The 21292-nt window shown below is 40.9% G+C and carries 18 protein-coding genes and 1 pseudogene; all 19 read left to right on the forward strand.

The annotated features are described in order from the left end of the window. Positions 1-2: 2 nt before the first annotated feature. The 19 genes and pseudogenes from pcrA (at position 3) to ABT996_RS03675 (ending at position 21291) form a co-directional block, all read left to right on the forward strand. Entirely contained in the window at positions 3-2201 is a 2199-nt protein-coding gene (gene pcrA, locus ABT996_RS03590) for a DNA helicase PcrA (protein WP_103050403.1), read from the forward strand. A 15-nt stretch (positions 2202-2216) separates the two neighbouring features. Next, positions 2217-4229, forward strand: coding sequence for an NAD-dependent DNA ligase LigA (gene ligA / locus ABT996_RS03595; RefSeq protein WP_035447485.1), 2013 nt, complete (start codon positions 2217-2219; stop codon positions 4227-4229). Next, entirely contained in the window at positions 4229-5380 is a 1152-nt protein-coding gene (locus tag ABT996_RS03600; protein WP_035447482.1) for a CamS family sex pheromone protein, read from the forward strand. The genes ligA and ABT996_RS03600 overlap by 1 nt, the downstream gene beginning before the upstream one ends. 75 nt (positions 5381-5455) lie before the next feature. Then, on the forward strand, positions 5456-5758 hold the full coding sequence (gene gatC, locus ABT996_RS03605; RefSeq protein WP_005917887.1) for an Asp-tRNA(Asn)/Glu-tRNA(Gln) amidotransferase subunit GatC: 303 nt from the start codon (positions 5456-5458) through the stop codon (positions 5756-5758). A gap of 3 nt (positions 5759-5761) precedes the next feature. Beyond that, a complete protein-coding gene (gene gatA / locus ABT996_RS03610; RefSeq protein WP_010689535.1) occupies positions 5762-7225 on the forward strand; it encodes an Asp-tRNA(Asn)/Glu-tRNA(Gln) amidotransferase subunit GatA in 1464 nt (487 codons plus the stop codon). Further along, positions 7225-8658 (forward strand): Asp-tRNA(Asn)/Glu-tRNA(Gln) amidotransferase subunit GatB, encoded by a 1434-nt coding sequence (gatB, locus tag ABT996_RS03615; protein WP_035447479.1) that lies wholly within the window; start codon positions 7225-7227, stop codon positions 8656-8658. Before gatA ends, gatB begins: the two co-directional genes overlap by 1 nt. 28 nt (positions 8659-8686) lie before the next feature. Further along, positions 8687-9709, forward strand: a complete 1023-nt coding sequence (locus ABT996_RS03620) for a diacylglycerol kinase (RefSeq protein ID WP_035447474.1) — start codon at positions 8687-8689, stop codon at positions 9707-9709. 192 nt (positions 9710-9901) lie between these two features. Next, positions 9902-10552 (forward strand): annotated as a pseudogene (locus ABT996_RS03625) (NAD(P)H-binding protein). Between the two features lie 17 nt (positions 10553-10569). Then, positions 10570-11607 carry a zinc-binding dehydrogenase gene (locus ABT996_RS03630; RefSeq protein WP_035447469.1) on the forward strand — a complete coding sequence of 346 codons (1038 nt, stop codon included), beginning with the start codon at positions 10570-10572 and terminating at the stop codon, positions 11605-11607. Positions 11608-11761: 154 nt separating this feature from the next. Beyond that, positions 11762-13078 carry a replication-associated recombination protein A gene (locus tag ABT996_RS03635; RefSeq protein ID WP_005920426.1) on the forward strand — a complete coding sequence of 439 codons (1317 nt, stop codon included), beginning with the start codon at positions 11762-11764 and terminating at the stop codon, positions 13076-13078. Positions 13079-13160: 82 nt separating this feature from the next. Next, a complete protein-coding gene (locus tag ABT996_RS03640; RefSeq protein ID WP_035447464.1) occupies positions 13161-13565 on the forward strand; it encodes a MarR family winged helix-turn-helix transcriptional regulator in 405 nt (134 codons plus the stop codon). A gap of 92 nt (positions 13566-13657) precedes the next feature. Continuing rightward, on the forward strand, positions 13658-14080 hold the full coding sequence (locus ABT996_RS03645; protein WP_052006333.1) for a pirin family protein: 423 nt from the start codon (positions 13658-13660) through the stop codon (positions 14078-14080). An 84-nt stretch (positions 14081-14164) separates the two neighbouring features. Then, complete coding sequence (locus ABT996_RS03650) at positions 14165-14728, forward strand: hypothetical protein (protein WP_035447462.1); 564 nt, start codon at positions 14165-14167, stop codon at positions 14726-14728. Next, the gene (gene rlmD / locus ABT996_RS03655; RefSeq protein ID WP_035447459.1) at positions 14728-16101 is read left to right on the forward strand and encodes a 23S rRNA (uracil(1939)-C(5))-methyltransferase RlmD; all 1374 of its coding nucleotides are present in this window, start codon (positions 14728-14730) and stop codon (positions 16099-16101) included. The genes ABT996_RS03650 and rlmD overlap by 1 nt, the downstream gene beginning before the upstream one ends. A gap of 32 nt (positions 16102-16133) precedes the next feature. After that, positions 16134-16349, forward strand: a complete 216-nt coding sequence (locus ABT996_RS03660; RefSeq protein WP_225361403.1) for a hypothetical protein — start codon at positions 16134-16136, stop codon at positions 16347-16349. Then, positions 16277-16879, forward strand: a complete 603-nt coding sequence (locus tag ABT996_RS03665; RefSeq protein ID WP_225361402.1) for a methylase — start codon at positions 16277-16279, stop codon at positions 16877-16879. Before ABT996_RS03660 ends, ABT996_RS03665 begins: the two co-directional genes overlap by 73 nt. After that, complete coding sequence (locus tag ABT996_RS09500) at positions 16872-17033, forward strand: Eco57I restriction-modification methylase domain-containing protein (protein ID WP_081797069.1); 162 nt, start codon at positions 16872-16874, stop codon at positions 17031-17033. The genes ABT996_RS03665 and ABT996_RS09500 overlap by 8 nt, the downstream gene beginning before the upstream one ends. Further along, entirely contained in the window at positions 17002-17940 is a 939-nt protein-coding gene (locus tag ABT996_RS03670) for a class I SAM-dependent methyltransferase (RefSeq protein WP_237745246.1), read from the forward strand. Before ABT996_RS09500 ends, ABT996_RS03670 begins: the two co-directional genes overlap by 32 nt. Continuing rightward, a complete protein-coding gene (locus ABT996_RS03675; protein ID WP_035447451.1) occupies positions 17941-21291 on the forward strand; it encodes a DEAD/DEAH box helicase family protein in 3351 nt (1116 codons plus the stop codon). Position 21292: the final 1 nt, after the last annotated feature.

Here is a 21292-nt window from a genome sequence, read left to right on the forward strand (position 1 = left end):
GCATGAATGATAAGCAAGCAGAAGCTGTAGCCTGCACTGAAGGTCCACTACTCATCATGGCCGGTGCCGGTAGTGGGAAAACACGGGTCTTGACACACCGTGTAGCCTACTTGATCGAAGAAAAAAATGTAAATCCTTGGAATATTTTAGCGATCACCTTCACCAACAAAGCAGCGCGGGAAATGCGTGAGCGGATCAATAAGTTGATCGCTGAAGGTGCAGAAGATATTTGGGTCTCGACTTTCCACGCTTTATGTGTCCGGATCTTACGCCGTGATGCTGAAAAGATCGGCTATGATCGCAATTTTACGATCGCAAGCACAAGTGAGCAACGGACTTTGATGAAACACATTTTAGCGGATAACTTAAACGTTGACGTTAAAAAATTCGAGCCCCGGGCCGTTCTGAGTGCGATCTCGAACGCCAAAAATGATTTAAAGACACCAGCAGAACTAAGAAAAGATGCAGCTGATCCATTTTCACAGGTGGTAAGTGATGCTTATGAATTATACCAAAAGCAGTTGCAAAATAATCAAGCTTTGGATTTTGATGATCTCATCATGCAAACGATCCGGTTATTTAAAGAATCACCAGAAACATTGGCATTTTATCAACGTAAATTTCACTATATCCATGTGGATGAATACCAAGATACTAACGAAGCTCAATATCAATTGGTCAGCATGTTAGCTCAAACATATCGTAATCTATGTGTTGTGGGGGATGCTGATCAAAGTATTTACGGTTGGCGTGGAGCTAATATGGAAAATATCATGAATTTTGAGGAAGATTATCCTGATGCGACCGTGATCAAGTTGGAACAAAATTATCGTTCAACTAAGACGATCTTGCAAGCGGCTAATGAAGTTATCGAAAATAACATCAATCGTAAAGCTAAAACATTATGGACACAAAATGCAGAAGGCGAAAAGATCCATTATTATCGTGCAGATAATGCCAACGATGAAGCCTTTTATGTCGTTAAGCAGATCCAGCAAAAGATGCGCACTGAAGGTAAGCATTATGGCGATTTTGCTGTCTTATACCGCACAAATGCCCAATCACGTGTGATCGAAGAAACATTTGTCAAAGCTAATATCCCGTATAAATTAGTTGGGGCTCACCGGTTCTACGATCGAAAGGAAATTTTGGATATTTTAGCTTATCTGCGTTTAGCTGCCAATCCGAATGATTCCTTGAGTTTTGCGCGTGTTGCTAATGAACCTAAACGGGGGATCGGGGCAACTAGTTTGGCTAAATTGCAAGCATTTGCTGAGATGAACGGTCTTTCCTTGATCGAAGCAGCAGAAAACGTCATTATGACTGGCGTAAGTGGCAAGGCAGCTACCCAATTAGAAAGTTTCGCTAAGTTGATCCGGCGCTTCAATGAATTGGAGAAAACTAAGAATATCACTGAGTTGACGGAGATCATTTTAGATGAATCGGGCTATAAACAAAGCTTACAAGCTAAAAATACGCTCGAAGATCAAAGTCGCCTAGAAAACTTAGAAGAATTCATGTCTGTAACAAAGCAATTTGATGAAAACTGGGAACCAGAAGAAGAAAATAGCGATCCGTTCGTTGATTTCTTAGCTGACCTAGCTTTGGTTTCTGATCAAGATAGCGTTGATGAAGATCCAGATGAAGTGACCTTGATGACATTGCACGCCGCTAAGGGTCTGGAATTTCCAACAGTCTTTTTGATGGGCTTAGAAGAAGGGATCTTCCCGTTAGGCCGAGCTGTGATGGATGAAAGTGAGCTCGAAGAAGAACGGCGCTTGGCCTATGTTGGGATCACCCGGGCTGAAGAAGAACTCTACTTATCAAATGCCTTCTCGCGGATGCTCTATGGACGGCGCCAGAGCAACCAAGTTTCCCGCTTTATCAGTGAGATCTCCGATGAATTGTTGCAAAGTGATAACGAAACTTTAGCTGATTATCAACCAAAAACCAAAGTCGATGTTCCTTTTGCTAAGAAGCCAGTTTACCGCAAACCAGCTGGAACTGTCGAAAAAAGCCAAGGAACTGGGGCTGAAAAGAAACAATGGAATATCGGTGATAAGGTCTCCCATAAAGCCTGGGGTACAGGGACTGTGGTCAAGGTCAGTGGTAGTGGTGGAGATATCGAACTTGATATCGCCTTTGCTGGCCAAGGGATCAAGCGACTATTAGCGGCCTTTGCACCGATCACTAAGATTTAAAAAGAGGTAAAAGAGATGGAAGCAAAGACTTTAGAAGAGGTCAAAGATCTACGTGCTCAATTGAACAAATGGAGCCATGAATACTATGTGTTAGATCGACCAACAGTGGAAGATCATGTCTATGACGCTACCTATCAACGTTTGGTCGAACTTGAAACTAAGTATCCTGAGCTCGTAACTGATGATTCACCTACTAGACGTGTCGGCGGTCAAGTTTTAAGTGGCTTTGAAAAGGTCGAACATGAGATTCCGATGCTTTCACTAGGCGATGTTTTTTCAAAAGCAGAACTAGCCGAATTCAAAACCAAACTAGAGGAAAATGTAGCCAAGACTTTTGCTTATAGCTGTGAATTAAAGATCGACGGCTTAGCGATCTCATTGGTCTACGAAAAAGGTGTCTTTGTCAAAGGTTCGACCCGTGGCAACGGGATCATCGGTGAAGATATCACGGAAAACTTAAAAACGATCAAGGCGATCCCTTTGCGTTTAAGTGAACCGATCGACGTTGAAGTCCGGGGCGAATGCTATATGCCAAAAGAGTCATTTCTAAAATTGAATAAGGCGCGCGAAGAACAGGGCCAAACAGTCTTTGCTAACCCAAGAAATGCTGCAGCTGGTTCATTGCGGCAATTAGATACCAAAGAAACAGCCAAGCGTAATTTAAGTGTCTTTATGTATTATTTGATGGAGCCCGAAAAATTTGGGGTCGCGACCCAAAGTCAGGCTTTAGCTCAATTAAAAGCATGGGGCTTCAAAGTCAATGAAGAAGCGATCGTAGCGAGTGAAATGGCTGAGATCGATGACTATATTGATAAATATCAGGCTAAACGGGCACAACTAGCTTATGAGATCGATGGGATCGTGATCAAAGCTGATCCGTTTGCGATCCACGCCGAAGTTGGAAATACGGTCAAAGTTCCGCGTTGGGCGATCGCTTATAAATTTCCACCAGACGAACAAGAAACGATCGTCCGTGAGATCGAATGGACGGTGGGACGGACTGGAGTGGTGACACCAACGGCCGTGATGGATCCAGTGACTTTAGCGGGGACCGTGGTTTCAAGAGCTTCTTTACACAATCCTGATTATTTGCAACAAAAAGACATCCGCCTCGGTGATACTGTCAAATTACACAAAGCAGGCGACATTATTCCAGAGATCTCAGAAGTTGTGTTGGCTAAACGTCCAGCTTCAAGTCAACCTTATACGATACCGACAGAATGTCCTGAATGTGGCGCAAAACTGGTTCATTTGGATGACGAAGTTGCGTTGCGGTGTATCAATCCGCAGTGCCCAGCCTTATTAAAAGAAAGTCTGACGCACTTTGCGTCGCGAAATGCGATGAACATAGATGGGTTAGGGCCACGGATCATTGAACAACTCTTCGACAAGAAATTGATCAAAGATGCGGCGGGGCTATATAATTTGACCTTTGATGAATTATTGACGTTAGATAAATTCAAAGAAAAATCAGCCAATAATTTGTTACAAGCGATCGAACAGAGCAAAGCTAACTCATTAGAACGGTTACTTTTTGGCTTGGGGATCCGGCATGTGGGGGCCAAAGCGGCATTTATCTTAGCCCAACACTTTAAGACGATCCAAGCTTTAAAGAAAGCAACGGTAGCAGAGATCGTAGAACTTGACTCGATCGGCGAAACGATCGCGGATGCTGTGGTGACATATTTTGAAAATGAACAAGTTGACCTATTATTGGAAGAATTTACTGCAGCTGGAGTTAATTTGACTTTCCTAGGTCAGAGCGCTGAAGAGCTAGCCGAGCAAACAGCCGATGATCCATTGAATGGTCTGACCGTAGTTTTAACGGGAAAACTCGACAAGATCAAGCGAGCGGAAGCTAAACAGATCTTAGAGGCGCATGGTGCTAAAGTAACAGGGAGCGTTTCGAAAAAGACCGACCTTTTAGTTGCAGGTCATGATGCTGGTAGCAAATTGACTAAGGCCCAAGAATTAGGAATAAAAATTATTGATGAAGATGAATTTTTACGGCAAACAGGAGGCAATTGATGAGAAAGAAGTATTTAGCATTAGTTAGCTTATGTGCAGGTACCATGTTACTTTCAGCCTGTGGTAATTTAGGAAGCAGTGGCTCTGGCAATTCAGTCACGCAATCAACGCAACAATCCAAAAAGGGTTACCAAACTACGGGTCAAGTAGATACCTCCGATTATCAAGGTGTGATCGAAAATGGACGTTATTTAACGAGTAAGGCTCGTGGTGTCGGGATCGTTCAAAATTCAGAAAATATGTTGAATTTAAAGAGTTTTGAAAGTGGCATGACAACTTTATCTAAAGAGGAATTTCCCACCAAAGATTACATTTTCCGCGAAGGCCAATTGTTGACCAAAGGCACGGTTCAAGATTGGCTCGGGCGTAAGTCAAAGGATAACCCGACTGGTCTAAATCCTGAAGATAATGGCGAAAAAGACGCAGACAAGCGCAATCCGATCTATATCCAACAGATCGAAGAACAAGATTACATGAAAGAGACCGATGGCAAACTGGAATTAGCTGGGATCACGATCGGTATCGGAATGAATCGTAAGGATTATTACCAAAAAGAACAGTATGGTGCGATGTACACCACTAATATCTCCAAGGAAAAAATGGAAGAAGAGGGTAAAAAAGCCGCAGCTGAAGTCTTGAAGCGGGTCAGAAAACTCGATGGTGCATCAGATGTACCGATCTTGATCTGTATGTATGAACAAGCGCCTAATGATAGTTTGGTCGGGGGAACTTTCTATGCTTATAGTGTGAGTGATGGTGATACTTTGGGGAGTTGGAAGGAAACTAATCTCCAAACCTCAGTCTTGCCATCAACAGCAGAAAATGGTGCGGTCAACGATAATGATGAAAGTTCCTTCAATGCTTTCAAAAATAAGACGCAAAGCTTTTTCCCTAACTTAGCTGGGGTAACGGCTCAAGCCAAGTATAAGAATAAGTCACTCCAAGAACTGCACGTTAAGATCACGACCCAATTTTACAGTGAAACTGAGATCAGAAGCTTTACGCAGTTTGTTTCTCAGATGGCAAAGACCTACTTGCCGGGTGATATTCCGATCGATATCACGATCAAAGGCTCAGATGGTGAAGTTCAAGCCTTTCTAGCTCGCGAAAAAGATAGTGGTAACTTCTATGCCCACGTCTTTGATGATTAGAATAAAATCGACTATAAAAAAGTCAGCAGATCTATGCTAAAATATTAAGCAGATATGCAAGAAAGAAGGATGAAGATGGCGATCAGCGCAAATGAAGTAAAGCACGTTGCAAGTTTGGCAAAGCTTGAATTTAGCGATGCAGAATTACAAAAATTCACCGGTCAAATGGACCAAATCATCAATATGGTACAACAATTGAGTGAAGTCGATACGACAGATGTACCGGTAACGACAACTGTGACGGATGCCTTTAATGTGATGCGAGAAGATATCGCAGTTAAGGGGACCGACCGTGAATTGTTGATGGAAAATGTACCTGAAAGAAAAGATGGCTTTATCAAAGTGCCAGCAATTATTGATGAAAGCGAGGAAGGCTAGCCCATGGATTATTTTACAACTGATCTGACCAGTTTACATGAAAAATTGGTCAACAAAGATTTGAGCGTGGAGGAGTTAACGAAAGATACTTTCAAGACGATCAAAGACCGTGATCAACAGATCGCTGCTTTCCTAGCTTTAAACGAAGAAGCTGCTTTGAAGCAAGCTAAAGAACTTGACCAAAATGGGATCGATCCAGCTAATGTTTTAGCTGGGATCCCGATCGCGATCAAAGATAATATCGTGACAAAAGGCTTGCGGACAACGGCTGCCAGCAAGATGTTAGAAAACTTTGACCCGATCTATGATGCAACAGTTATGGAAAAATTAGCTGCTGCTCAAATGATCAATGTGGGTAAAGTCAACATGGATGAATTTGCTATGGGTGGTTCGACTGAAAGTTCAGCCTTTAAGGTAACTAAGAATGCTTGGGATCAAACTAAAGTCCCTGGTGGCTCTTCTGGTGGTTCAGCAGCCGCTGTTGCTTCGGGCCAAGTTTTAGCTGCCCTAGGTTCAGATACCGGTGGTTCGATCCGTCAACCAGCAGCATATAATGGTATCGTTGGGGTCAAACCTACTTATGGTCGTGTATCTCGTTACGGCTTGATCGCTTTTGCTTCTAGCTTAGATCAGATCGGACCATTGACACGCACAGTCAAAGACAATGCCTATGTCCTAAATGCGATCAGCGGTCATGATAGCCGTGATTTTACCAGCTCTAACCGTGAAGTTCCTGACTTTACCCAAGGCTTAGATGGTGATATCAAGGGTATGAAGATCGCCGTGCCAAAAGAATACTTTGGTGAAGGTGTTGCTGAAGATGTTAAAGAAGCGATCAAAGAAGCGATCAAGACATTTGAAAGCTTGGGTGCGACCGTTGATGAAGTTTCCTTGCCACACAGCAAGTATGGGGTACAAGTATACTACATCATTGCCTCTTCTGAAGCTTCATCTAACTTACAACGTTTTGATGGGATCCGCTACGGCTTTAGAGCCCAAGATGTTAAGAACTTAGAAGACGTTTATGTTCGTTCACGCTCGGAAGGCTTTGGCGATGAAGTTAAACGCCGGATCATGTTAGGGACATTCTCACTTTCCGCTGGGACTTATGATGCCTTCTTCAAGAAAGCTGCTCAAGTTAGAACCTTGATCTGCCAAGATTTTGCGAAAGTCTTTAACGACTATGACTTGATCTTAGGACCAACTGCACCAACAACAGCTTATGGGATCGGTGATGAGATCAATGATCCGATCACGATGTACATGAATGATATCTTGACGATCCCGGTAAACTTAGCTGGTCTACCAGGGATGTCACTTCCAGCTGGTTTCTCTAACGGTTTGCCGATCGGGATGCAATTGATCGCACCACAATTTAGAGAAGATACGATGTATAAAGCGGGCTATGCTTTTGAACAAGCAACCGACTTCCATAAACAAGTTCCAACGATCGGGGGTCAAAACTAATGAACTTTGAAACAACAATCGGGCTTGAAGTCCACATTGAAATGAAGACAAACTCCAAGGCTTATTCTCCCGCACCAGTAGTTTACGGGGCAGAACCAAATACGAATACTAATGTTATCGATTGGGGCTATCCTGGGGTCTTGCCACAATTGAACAAGGGCGCTTTGGAATACGGGATGCGTGCTGCTTTAGCACTTAACTGTGAGATCACACGGGATATCCACTTTGACCGTAAGAACTACTTCTATCCAGATAATCCAAAAGCATACCAGATCACCCAAGCTCAAACACCGATCGGACACGATGGTTGGCTTGAGATCGAACTTGAAGATGGAACTAAAAAGAAGATCGGGATCGAAGAAATGCACGTCGAAGAAGATGCGGGTAAAAACACGCATAATCCGGACGGCTACTCTTATGTTGACTTGAACCGTCAAGGCACACCATTGATCGAGATCGTCTCTAAACCAGATATCGCTTCTCCAGAAGAAGCTTACGCATACTTGACACGTTTACGTCAGATCATTCAATTTACCGGCGTATCCGATGTGAAGATGGAAGAAGGTTCAATGCGGGCTGACGTTAACATCTCAGTTCGTCCGATCGGTTCAACTAAGTTTGGGACTAAGACGGAAATGAAGAACTTAAACTCCTTTGAACACGTGAAAAAAGGTTTGGAATATGAAGCTAAGCGTCAAGAACGTGTCTTGATGGCTGGTGGTGAGATCCAACAAGAAACACGGCGTTTTGATGAACCAAGTGGTGAAACGATCTTGATGCGTGTCAAAGAAGGTAAGAGCGATTACCGTTACTTCCCAGAACCTGATCTACCACCGATCCATATTTCTGATGAATGGGTCGCTGAAGTCAAAGGTTCGATCCCAGAAATGCCTGACGTTCGTCGTAAACGCTATGTCAACGACTGGGGCATTACTGAATATGATGCGGGCGTCTTGACGCAAACAAAAGAAATGTCTGATTTCTATGAAGCAACTGTAGCTGCTGGAGCGGATGCTAAATTAGCTGCTAACTGGTTGATGGGTGAAGTTAGTGCTTATTTGAATGCTCAAAAAGTTGAGTTAGGTCAAACGGCATTGACCCCAGAACATTTGGCAACCATGATCAAGTTGATTCAAGATGAAACGATCTCATCTAAGATCGCTAAGAAGGTCTTTAAAGAGATCATCAAAAATGATACCGAACCAAAAGCATGGGTCGAAGAAAAAGGCATGGTACAATTATCTGACCCAGCTAAATTGCAACCGATCATCGATGAAGTATTGGACAACAACGAACAATCGATCGAAGACTTTAAGAATGGTAAAGATCGTGCGGTTGGCTTCTTAGTGGGTAACATCATGAAACAGACCCATGGTAAAGCTAACCCTAAAGTTGTTAATAAATTGTTGATGGCAAGTTTAAAGGAAAGATAGACGCAAACTGCGCCATGAGGGAATAATTATGCAAAAGCGTTGCCGAATTATTTATAATCCGACATCTGGACGTGAAGCTTTAAAAAATGATCTAGTTGAGATCTTAAATATTTTAGAACGTGCTGGTTATGAAACGAGTGCCTTTGCAACGACGCCTGAACCTAATTCTGCTCAAAATGAAGCTAAACGAGCAGCTCAAGCAGGCTTTAACTTGATCATTGCTGCTGGTGGTGATGGCACGATCAATGAAGTCGTTAATGGGATCGCCCCTCTAAAGCATCGGCCAAAGTTGGGGATCATTCCCGCCGGTACAACTAATGACTATGCGCGTGCTTTAAAGATACCACGGGAAAGTCCGATCGAAGCAGCTAAAGTTATCGCCAATGGTAAAACGGTCAAGATGGATATCGGGCGGGCTAATGACAAATATTTTGTCAACATTGCAGCTGGTGGTCTCTTGAGTGAATTGACATATGCGGTGCCATCTGAATTCAAGACGCTCTTTGGCTATTTGGCTTACCTAGTTAAGGGGGCTGAATTGTTGCCACGGATCAAACCGATCAACATGCACCTTGAATATGATGATGGGGTTTATGACGGAAAAGCATCGATGTTTTTCTTAGCTTTGACTAATTCAGTTGGTGGCTTTGAGCAGATCGTGCCCGACGCCAGTTTAGACGACGGAAAATTTACCTTGATCGTGGTCAAGACGAGCAATCTGTTAGAAATGATGCGTTTGATCACAATGGTCTTAAACGGTGGTAAACACATCAACGACGCTAATATCCTCTATGTTAAAACATCTAAGTTGGTCGCTAAACCAGTCGACGAAAAAATGATGATCAACATCGATGGTGAATACGGTGGGGATGCACCGATGAAATTCAAGAACTTGAAACGTCACATTGAGATCTTTGCTAATACCCAAGAGATCCCAGAACGGGCGATCACGGAAGTCAAAGAAGATGAAGATATGGACGAAGCCAAGAAAAACTTTGTTGATGGTGTCCAAGAACTCGATGAATCTGACAATATCAAATTAGATAAGTAGTTAAGAACTCGTTGTTCCAAGATGGAGCAGCGAGTTTTTTTATCTAAATTTCTACTTGCCTTATAGTTCACTTCAGGGTTTATAGTTATTCTTGTAAATAAGTGGAAGCATAATATGCTCAAAAGTAAAATGAGAGAAGTTTTTGGATGACAAAAAAGATATTTTAACATGGGCAAAAGAGGTAATAGAAAAATGAAAAAAGTATTGATCATGGCAGCTAATGGACAAATTTCGCGTTTAGTTGAGGAACGTGTCTTAACTGAACCAGAATTTTCTGATGTTGAGTTGACGTTATTTTTACGCGATAAAAAACGTTTGGCAGCTTTAGAAGATAATGACCGTGTGACGTTGATCGAAGGCAGTTTGAATAATTATGCTGATGTCAAACAAGCTATTTTGGGTCAAAATCTAGTCTTTGTAGGCGTGGTCGATCATACTAGTGATAACCATCAAACTAAATATGTGATCGAGGCGATGAAAGAAACAGGTGTTAAGCGGGGCGTCTTTACCAACATTTTAGGGATCTATGATGAAGTTTTAGGTGAATTTGGGCGTTAGAACAAAGAGATGGTTGCACCTGGCTTGGAATCAGCTGAAATTTCTGATAAGCTGTTGGCAAGATCAGGTCTAGACTATACGACTTTACGGCTCCCATGGTTAAATGATCGTGAAGTGGCTTATGAGATCACTCATAAAGATGAAACTTATCTCGGTGTTTCAGGTTCGCGTAAGAGTATTGCGGATGTGGTCTTAAGGATCATTGCTGATCCAAAATTTTTAGTCAATGATAGTGTGGGCATCGCTGACCCTAAGACTGAGGGCAGTGAGCGTCTAGTGTATTAATGAGAGGGGTAGATAGGATGAAAGCGGCAATCTTTGTAGAACTAGGCAAAATGGAAGTTACGGAAGTCGAAAAACCAACACTTCAAAAATCAACTGATGCGATCATCAAGATCGTGCGTGCTTGTGTCTGTGGTTCAGATCTTTGGTGGTATCGCGGGATCTCTAAACGTCAAGCTAACAGTTTAGTTGGTCATGAGGCGATCGGGCTCGTTGCTGAAGTTGGAGTAGATGTAAAAAATGTCAAAGTTGGTGATTTCGTGATCGTCCCCTTTACCCATGGTTGTGGGTACTGTGCGGCATGTCAAGCAGGCTTTGATGGTAACTGTTTAAATCAAGAAGCCGGCGGTAATGGGGGCTATCAAGGTCAATATTTGCGGTATTATAACGCTGATTGGGGCCTAGTCAAGATCCCTGGTCAACCAGCTGATTATACTGATGACCAGTTGAATTCTCTTTTAACTTTATCTGATGTCATGGCAACTGGCTATCACGCTGCTTTTACGGCTGAAGTCAAAGCCGGTGATACTGTTGTTGTGATCGGTGATGGAGCTGTTGGACTTTGTGGCGTTATCGGTGCCAAATTACGTGGGGCTAAGCGGATCATCAGTTTGAGCCACCATGAAGATCGAGCTAAATTAGTCCGTGAATTTGGAGCGACTGATATCGTTTCTGAGCGTGGCGATATGGCAGTTCAAAAAGTACTAGAATTGACAGATAGTGCGGGTGCAGATGCTGTTTTAGAATGTGTAGGGGCAACTTCAGCGATCGAACAAGCCGGGCAAGTAGCTCGTCCAGGTGCAGTGATCGGTCGTGTAGGCGTTCCGCAAACTGAACCAAGCTCTAATCAACTATTTTGGAAAAATATCGGTTTACGCGGTGGGCTCGCTTCGGTCACGACTCATGATCGAGCCGTACTATTAGCGGCAGTCTTAGAGGGCAAGATCGAACCGGGTAAGGTCTTTACCAAACGTTTCACATTGGATGATGTCCAAGCCGCTTATGAAGCTATGGATAAACGTGAAGCGATCAAATCATTATTGATCATAAGTCAATAGGTCAAGGTACTTTGGGCTTCAGACCTATGAAAAAATCAATTAGGCAGCTAGGTAACTGGCTGCTTTTTTGTTAGAACAAGTATTTTGATTTTATTTTTACAAACTAATGTTCGGTGTGATAGAATGGAAACGATAGATAAACGGAGGTGAGAGCATGCAACAAGGATCGATCTTTGAGGACCAAGCTAATGAACCGCTAGCTAGTCGTTTACGACCAGAGAATTTAGATCAAGTTTTCGGACAGACGCATTTATTGGGACCAGGTAAGATCTTACGAGAATTGATCACGCAAGATCGAGTGACTTCGATGATCTTATGGGGCCCTCCCGGTGTGGGGAAGACGACGTTGGCTCAAGTTATCGCTAAGCAGACTAAAGCCGGTTTTATCTCATTTAGTGCGGTCACAAGTGGGATCAAAGAGATCAAAAAGATCATGCAAGAAGCCGAAGCTAATACTGCTTATGGCCAAAAGACGATCGTTTTCGTAGACGAGATCCATCGTTTCAATAAGGCGCAACAGGATGCTTTCCTCCCATTTGTGGAAAATGGAAGTATCGTTTTGATCGGGGCAACGACAGAGAATCCATCTTTTGAGATCAATTCAGCGCTCTTATCCAGATTGAAAGTCTTTGTCTTAAAGCAACTGACGAAAGAACAATTAGTTGAATTATTGGATCGTGCTTGTCGAGAAGGATTTGAAAAAGAGCTCACCGCCTCAAAGACATTATTAGAACAGATCGCGATCTTTAGTGATGGGGATGCGCGAAATGCTTTGAATACCTTGGAGATGTTAGTTGATAATGGAAATGTCAGCCAAGATGGAACTTTAGAACTGAGCGATGATCTGTTAAGTCAAGTTTTAGGGGAAAAGACGCTCAAATATGATAAGAACGGTGAAGATCATTATGACTTGATCTCAGCGCTGCATAAATCCATGCGTAATAGCGATGTTGATGCAGCGATCTATTGGTTGAATCGGATGTTAGCTGGTGGTGAAGATCCTTTGTATATTGCCCGACGCTTGTTGCGGTTTGCCAGTGAAGATATCGGCTTAGCTGACAACAATGCTTTGAATCTAGTGGTCAATGTTTTTCAAACGTGTCAATTTATCGGAATGCCCGAATGCAATGTGCATTTGACCCAAGCGGTGATCTATCTATCTTTGGCACCTAAATCTAATGCCGTCTATAAAGCAACTACAAGAGTCGCTAAAGATGTCAAACAGACTTTAAATGAACCTGTACCCCTGCAGATCAGAAATGGGACGACCAAGCTGATGAAAGAATTAGGCTATGGTAAAGGTTATGAGTTAGCTCATTTTGCTAAAGACAAACTGACTACAATGCAAACGATGCCGGATAATTTAGTGGGACATACTTATTATTTACCAACTGAGCAGGGAAACGAGATCCGTTTCAAACAACGCTTAGAACAGATCAAGGCGTGGCATCAACAACATGATAAAGCTTAAGAGTGGTGCGCCACTCTTTTTTACTTGACAAGATCATAGTTTATATATAAACTTACTAATTGAATTGTAAGGAAGTGGTAAGATGAATCGAGAAAGTTTGATCTTTATGCGTATTAGTCAGTTACAACGGCAACTTTTGGCAAACAGTGCAGAAGTCTTACAGCAAGCCGGGATAACCAACGCACAATATGATATTTTGAATCATTTATATAATCATGCTGGTTGTACACAAAAAGAATTGGCGACAACTTTGATCGTGACTAAGGGAAATATCACTCAAATCATCACAAAGATGGAGAAATTAGAGCTGATAACGCGAAAACAAGTTGGAAAGACAAAGCAACTATTTGTAGCTGAACGTGGAAGTAAGCTATATTCGATGGTAACACCTAAATTAGAGGCTGCCCATGCTGAGGCATTAGCTGGATTAAATTCAAACGACCAAAAGCAACTTTTAAAACTGTTAAAATTAGCTATGAAGGGATGAAAAAGATGCAGATCTTTCGTAAAGAACAAGCGGTCAATAATGGACGTAAAAGCTTTTGACATCAAGAATCCACGCCAGATGAGGATGTAGAGATGTTACAGATTTTTATTCGTCCACGTGAACAATATCTGAGTCCCAACGTGCAATTTTTTGACCGCAAGATCACGCGTGATGGTGCTTGGAATTTGTTAGCAGGTCCAAAAAATACGGCTAGTCCTTTGACGATCAGAGAAGCAACTTATCTCTATAATGCTCATTTTGATAAGCAAACTAAAACAACTTTACCAAATCTAATGGGATATAGACCCTGGCTATATGTAATGGAAGGTAAGCTCAAAGTGAACGGACAAAAGCTGACAAAGGGAGAAGCAGTAACCGGTGACCCAGTCGAATTAGAGCGGGTCAAGGCGTATCCGGGAACAACTTTAGTCTTATTGTTAACAGATCTACAAGCAAAAATGACTTATGCGGGGAACTTTAGTGGGATCAAGCGTTTTGAGTATGTAGCTGAATAATAAAAAATGGTGGCGCTTTGCCACTTTTTTTGTGTTCCCGGACTTGGTAGAATAGATAATAATGATAAAGAAAGAAGTTTGATGATGAAATTTTATTTGATTTTACTGCTTGCAGTTGGGTATATGTGCTCTAAAGCGTTCAAGTTTGAGAAGGTAAGTCGGTTAGAGGCTGTAACGTTACCGTTCTATGCTTTCTGGATGTTTTTAGCTAACTTTACTTGGAATTGGAAAAATGTAGGGATAATGTGTGCTTTATGCATAGTTGCAGTGTGCTTAGGTTGGTATCAGACAAGGGATGCAGAGCTCAAAGAAACTACTAGATTTGATAAACATGGACGTCCGATCAAGTTGCTCAAAAAAGGAAAAGCATATAATATTGGCTGGTTTTTGGTCTTTTTAGTGGGGATCATGTTAGAAGCTGTAGCTGAGCATGGGATCGGCTTTCAAATGATTTTAGAAAAATTGCAAGAAGAAGTTGAACGTGACCTCTTTATCTTTAAGTATTTTAGCACGGGCAGTACTTGGTATTTATGGGAACTTTCGGCTGTGTCGAACTTAGCTTGTACATATTTTTTAGAAAAGAAATTTCCTAATTTAAGGACAGCTTTTAAAAGAACAAGTAAAACTAAAACAAGTGAGGATAAGTAATGAAACGGAAATTACCTGTAGTTAAAAATCAAAAAGTAGAAGCGAAGATCGTGGATCTGACTTATCAAGGAATGGGTGTCGCTAAAGTTGACGGATATTCACTTTTTTGTGATGATGCTTTACCTGGTGAAAAAGTTAAACTCCATGTGTTAAAGGTCGGTAAAAATTTTGGTTATGCTAAAGTTATCGAACGCTTAACGACCAGTCCTGATCGGGTGACGGGGAAAGGCAAAGCTTATTCACAAACAGGGATCGCACCATTACAACACCTGGCTTATCCAGCTCAGTTGAAATTCAAACAAAAATTAGTTAGTGATTTATTGCAAAAGGCGCATCTAGCCGATCTAGCAGTTGAACAAACTTTGGGGATGGCAGAACCATATGCCTATCGTAACAAGGCCCAAGTCCCAGTCCGTGAGCTTGATGGGAAATTGACAGCTGGCTTTTTCAAGCGCGGTAGCCATAATTTCTTGCCACTAACAGGCTTCTTGATCCAAGATAAGCGGATCGATGAAGTGATCCAAAAAGTGTTGGCGATCTTACAAAAATATCAAGTGACAGCTTATGATGAAGTTATACATAGCGGGATCTTACGGCATATCATGGTACGGCGAGGACACTATTCTAAAGAAGTGATGGTCGTTTTGGTGACGCGGACCAATAAGCTACCAAATAAAGAAGCGATCGTGACCGAGATCATGGCTGCTTGTCCTGATGTGGTGAGTTTGCAACAAAACATCAATTCTAAACAGACCAATGTGATCTTGGGTGACAAGACCCGGGTATTAGCGGGCCAAGAATATATCACAGATCAGTTGAATGGACTTAAATTTGAGATCTCAGCAAAATCATTTTACCAAGTCAACCCAACGCAAACCGAAAAACTTTATCAAGAGGCGATCAAGCGTGCCGGCTTGACCGGAAATGAGACCGTTATTGATGCTTACTGTGGTATTGGGACGATCTCATTATCTATGGCAAAGCATGCTAAAAAAGTGTATGGGGTCGAGATCGTTGAAGCTGCGATCGCGGATGCCAAGAAAAATGCGGCGTTAAACAACTTGGATAATTTGGAATTTGAAGTGGGCAATGCCGAAGACTGGATGGCAACTTGGCAAGAACAGGGGATCAAGCCAGATGTGATCATGGTCGATCCACCACGCAAAGGTTTGACGCAAAGTTTGATCGAAAGTGCCACTAAGATGCAACCACAAAAGATCGTTTATGTCAGCTGTAATCCAGCAACTTTAGTCCGTGATCTGCAAAGTTTCATGGAACTTGGATATGATGTGACCCAACCGATCTTGCCAGTCGATCAGTTCCCACAAACAGCACACGTTGAGACGGTAACGGTATTGGAACGGAAAAAATAGTTCAGCAGAATTGGTCGGAAGGAGTGACATTGTTGGAACAGGAGATCAGCTTGTTTGATGCAAAAAAATATGATTTGAATCGTGAAGAAAATTTTGAGTTGGTAACAACTGAAGATGGAAAATTGATCAAGACTAAAGAGCGAGTTCAGCATCATGGTGAAGTATTTACCCCTAAATGGATGGTTTTAAAGATGCTAGCAGAGCCGGCGATTCAAAAAAAATCAACGATCTACATGCAACTTTTCTAGAACCAAGTGCTGGCGAAGGAGCTTTTTTAAAGGAAATACTTCATCAGAAGTTAAATTATGTAGATGAGATTTCTAATAAGACTAATTGGAAAGAAAATGCTTTGTGGGCACTAATGAGTATCTATGGAATAGAGTTATTGGTGGATAATCTAATGAAAGCCAGAGCAGCAATGATAGAGATATTTGTTAATCATCATCAAGCTAAAATGCAACAACACTTAAGCATGAATAGCGATTTATACAAAGCGGCCAAATATATAATTGAAGTAAATATTGTTCAAGGAAATACATTAGAATACGTGAATAATCAAGGGCAACTAATAGAGTTTAGTCATTGGATACCGGTAGAAGAAAAGGTGCGGCGAGAAGTTTTCACCTATAAATCACTTTTTAATAATGGTGATGTTGAAGACATCAATGCAGAATCCGGCCAATTAAGCCTATTTGATGTTGAAGATAATAATCTAGAAAACAAGTATAAGGTGTGCCCGGTAACCAAGGTATATAAGGAGGAAAAGGTAAATGACTGAAAAAGATCAATTTAAATTCGACGTTGTGATTGGTAATCCACCTTACCAAGAGGAGCAAAAGTCAACGGACATTGAATCGTCTAAAAAGAATTATGCTTCTCCTATTTATAATTTGTTTATCGATGAAGCGTATGAGGTGGGGAAAAAAAGTTGAACTTATCCATCCGGCTCGTTTTCTGTTTAATGCAGGGTCAACACCAAAAAAGTGGAATAAAAAAATGCTTAATGACCCATATCTTAAGGTTATTTATTATGAATCTGAAAGTAAAAAAGTGTTTGAAAATGTTGATATAAAAGGTGGTATTGCAGTTACTTACCACGATAATTCTAAAGACTTTGGGGCAATCAAAGTGTTTACTCAGTATTCAGAATTAAACGAAATAATGAAAAAGGTTGTCGAGCAACCTAAATTCATCAGTTTGATTGAAATTGTATATTCACGTACAGCATACAGATTGACGGATTTAATTCATAAGGATTACCCCAACGCAATTGATAATTTAAGTAAGGGTCATGCTTACGATATGGCATCAAATATTTTTGAAAGATTGCCTTTCATTTTTTATGATGAAAAGCCTTCTGATGAAAATGACTATGTTAAGATTATTGGGCGAGAAAATAATAAACGTTGTTGGAAATATATAAGACGTGATTATATAAATAGCCCTGAAAATATCGAATCTTTTAAAGTGTTGATTCCACAGGCAACTGGGAGAGGTGCCTTTGGTGAAGCTCTACCTGAACTGATAATCGGGGAACCACATATGGCTAATACGGAAACTTTTATCAGTATTGGAAACTTTAGCACTTCTGTTGAGGCAGAGAATCTTAAAAAATATGTTAAAACAAAATTCTTAAGAGCAATGCTTGGAATGTTGAAACTAACTCAAATTGGAAATAGACCAGTTTGGGGAATGATTCCTCTTCAGGATTTCTCCGCAGCTTCCGATATTGATTGGACCAAGTCAATCCCGGAAATTGATCAACAATTATACAAAAAATACGGACTTTCTGAAGAAGAAATGAACTTCATTGAAACTCATGTAAAGGAGATGGATTAGATGGCTACGCCTAAGATTAAACCATTTAAACGCATCATCCCAATGATTTACGCCTACACAACACCTAACGATATTTCACATGATGGCTGGACTAAAATTGGTTACACTGAGAAACAATCTGTTGAAGAGCGGATCAAACAACAAAGCCATACAGTTGATGCGAAAATCAATTTGTTGTGGAAAGGCAATGCGCGTTATCAGGATGGTTCTGATGAAACCTTTACTGATCATGAATTTCATAGATACTTAACCCAAAAGCGAAAAATTGAACGCAAACCTGAAACGGAGTGGTTCCACATTGATGGTGATACAGCCCATCAATATTTCTACAAATTTGCTGAACGTGATTTTAGCGATATTCAAGGTAGTGTTGAAGGAACGCAGTATGAATTACGTAAGGAACAACAAAAAGCAGTCGATCAAACCATCGCATACTTTCTCAGGCATGGTGAAGGAAGCGAATTTTTATGGAATGCTAAGCCAAGATTCGGCAAGACGCTAACAACTTATGATTTGGTTAGAAAGATGCAGATGCAAAATGTGTTGGTTGTTACTAACCGGCCTAGCATCGCTAATTCTTGGTTTGATGACTTTGATAAATTTATTGCTTGGCAAACTAATCTTAAATTTGTTAGTGAAACAGATGCATTAAAGAACCGGCCGGTACTTTCGCAAAAAGAATTACGTGATCTTATAAGACAGGATATTGGTGATATTGGTCAAGTAGCTTTTGAAAGCCTTCAAGGCCTAAAAGGCTCGCTGTATTTTGGTGGGAGTCATAAAAAATTAGAGTGGATTCGAAAATTAGAATGGGACTTACTAATTATCGATGAAGCTCATGAAGGTGTTGATACTTATAAGACTGATAAGGCCTTTGACAAGATTAAGCGTAAGTACACTTTGCACCTAACAGGTACACCTTTTAAGGCTTTAGCCCTGGGTAAATTTGCGGCCGATCAGATTTATAATTGGTCATATGCCGATGAACAACAAGCTAAACTTGATTGGAATGAAGATGTAGCAGGTAGTAGTAACCCATATGGAACCATGCCACGCTTAAACATGTATACCTACCAATTATCTGAAATGATGAAAGACACGTTAAAGCAAGGAAGTATTTTGGATGATGGTGATAAAGCTGATCCAGCCTTTGATTTGAATGAGTTCTTTAAAGTGCAAAATGGCAGGTTTGTTTATGATGAAGCGGTTGATAAATTCTTAGATTCACTAACAACTGGCGAAAAGTATCCATTTTCAACACCAGAATTACGTGAAGAGTTAGCACATACTTTCTGGCTATTAAATCGGGTAGACAGTGCTAAAGCATTGGCTAAGAAATTAAAGAAGTACCCTGTTTTTAGTGAATATGAAATAGTTTTAGCAGCCGGTGATGGTAAGCTAGATGATGATCAGTTGAGTGAAGCTGATCTTGATCAGGCTAATATCAAATCCTTTGATAAGGTGCAAGCAGCAATTGCTAAGTATGATAAGACAATTACTTTGAGTGTGGGGCAATTAACAACTGGTGTGACGGTAAAACCTTGGTCAGCAGTTTTAATGCTTTCAAGTATGAAGAGTCCATCTGAATATATGCAAGCAGCTTTCCGGGCACAAAATCCATATCAATTTGAACGAAACGGTGAATTAGTTCAAAAAGAAAATGCCTATGTCTTTGACTTTGATCCTACCTGGACGTTAATAATTTTTGATGAGTTCGCTAATGATTTAATGGCAGAAACCTCTAATGGTAAAGGAACTGCTGCTGAACATGAAGCCAATATCAAACAGCTTTTAAACTTCTTCCCGGTAATTGGTGAAGATGATGAAGGTAAGATGGTAGAACTCGATACGGCGCAAGTAATGTCGATTCCACGTCAACTTAAGTCGCAAGAAGTGGTTAAGCGTGGCTTTATGAGCAATTTCTTGTTCACTAATATTTCTAGGATATTTGCTGCTCCTGCTGAAGTTCGTGAAATCTTAAATGGACTTGTAACTGCCAAAGAAGGTAAAGCACAAAAAACGGATAAAACAGCCATTGAGGGAGCTGAGGATGTTTTAGTCAATGATGATGGTGAAGTAGAAATTCCAAAAGAGCGTGTAATAGGCAAAGCCAAGGAGTTATTTGGTGATAAATTATATGCTGATGTTAGTGATCAGTTAGTAGACTCTGTTTCAGAGGCTGATGCTACTGATTTCAAAACCGTTGCTAAGGACATTGCAAAGCAAATCAACGCTTCAGCAAATAAAGAGGTTATTGATCGAATTACCGATGATTACGGTTTGACCAAAGGTGAAGCTAAGAAACATCAACAACGAATCGAAAAAGAAACCAACCAAGCATTACTCAAGCTGGCTGATGAATTTAACGATCAGAAAAAAATCGTTGATGCTACCTTTAAAGAAGAGCAAAAAGAAGCTAAAAACCAAGCTGAATTGGATGAATCTGAGGCAAAATACAAGGCTAAAATGAATGAAATTGTGGATAACTTTAGTAAGGACGTGAAGAAACAAGTAGAAAAAAATGTTGCGGATGTCTCTGCGACAGTTATCGAACGCGTGGAAAAAGATAAAGAGGAAAGAAAACTCAAAAATGTTGAAGAGGATGCTCGGGCTCACCTGCGTGGCTTTTCCCGTACGATTCCAAGTTTCATTATGGCATATGGCGATGAAAAACTAACGTTACAAAATTTTGATGATTATACAGAAGATGATGTCTTTAAAGAGGTAACTGGAATTACCGAAGCACAGTTTAGGTTTTTACGTGATGGTGGCGACTACATTGATGCCCAAACTAATGAAATGAAACATTTTGACGGTCACTTATTTGATGAAGTAGTGTTTAACGATTCTATCCAACAATTCTTGGAAAAGAGAAAGCAGTTAAGTAACTATTTTGAAGATGATATGACAGAAGATATTTTCGACTACATTCCACCACAAAAGACTAACCAAATTTATACACCTAAAGCTGTGGTTAAACATATGGTTGATGATTTAGAAGCTAATAATCCGGGAATTTTTGATGATCCAAATAAAACCTTTGCCGATCTGTACATGAAGTCTGGTTTATATATCACTGAGATCATTAAGCGTTTATTCCGTAGCGAAAAGATGAAGCAACTCTTCCCAGATGAACAGGAAAGAATTAAGCACATTATGGAACATCAGGTATACGGTTTTGCGCCCACTAAAATTATCTATCTGATTGCGACTAACTATATTTCCGGCTTCGATGAAGGCTTAAAGGGTACCTTAATGGAGAAGCATTTTAAACAAATTGATGCTGCTGAATATGCCAAAGAAGGTACTTTACAAGAAATTGTTCAGCGCGAGTTTGGAAAGGAAGAATAGG

Source organism: Ligilactobacillus sp. RTP31139st1_D10_RTP31139_211217 (assembly GCF_040226755.1).
Lineage (GTDB): Bacteria > Bacillota > Bacilli > Lactobacillales > Lactobacillaceae > Ligilactobacillus > Ligilactobacillus animalis.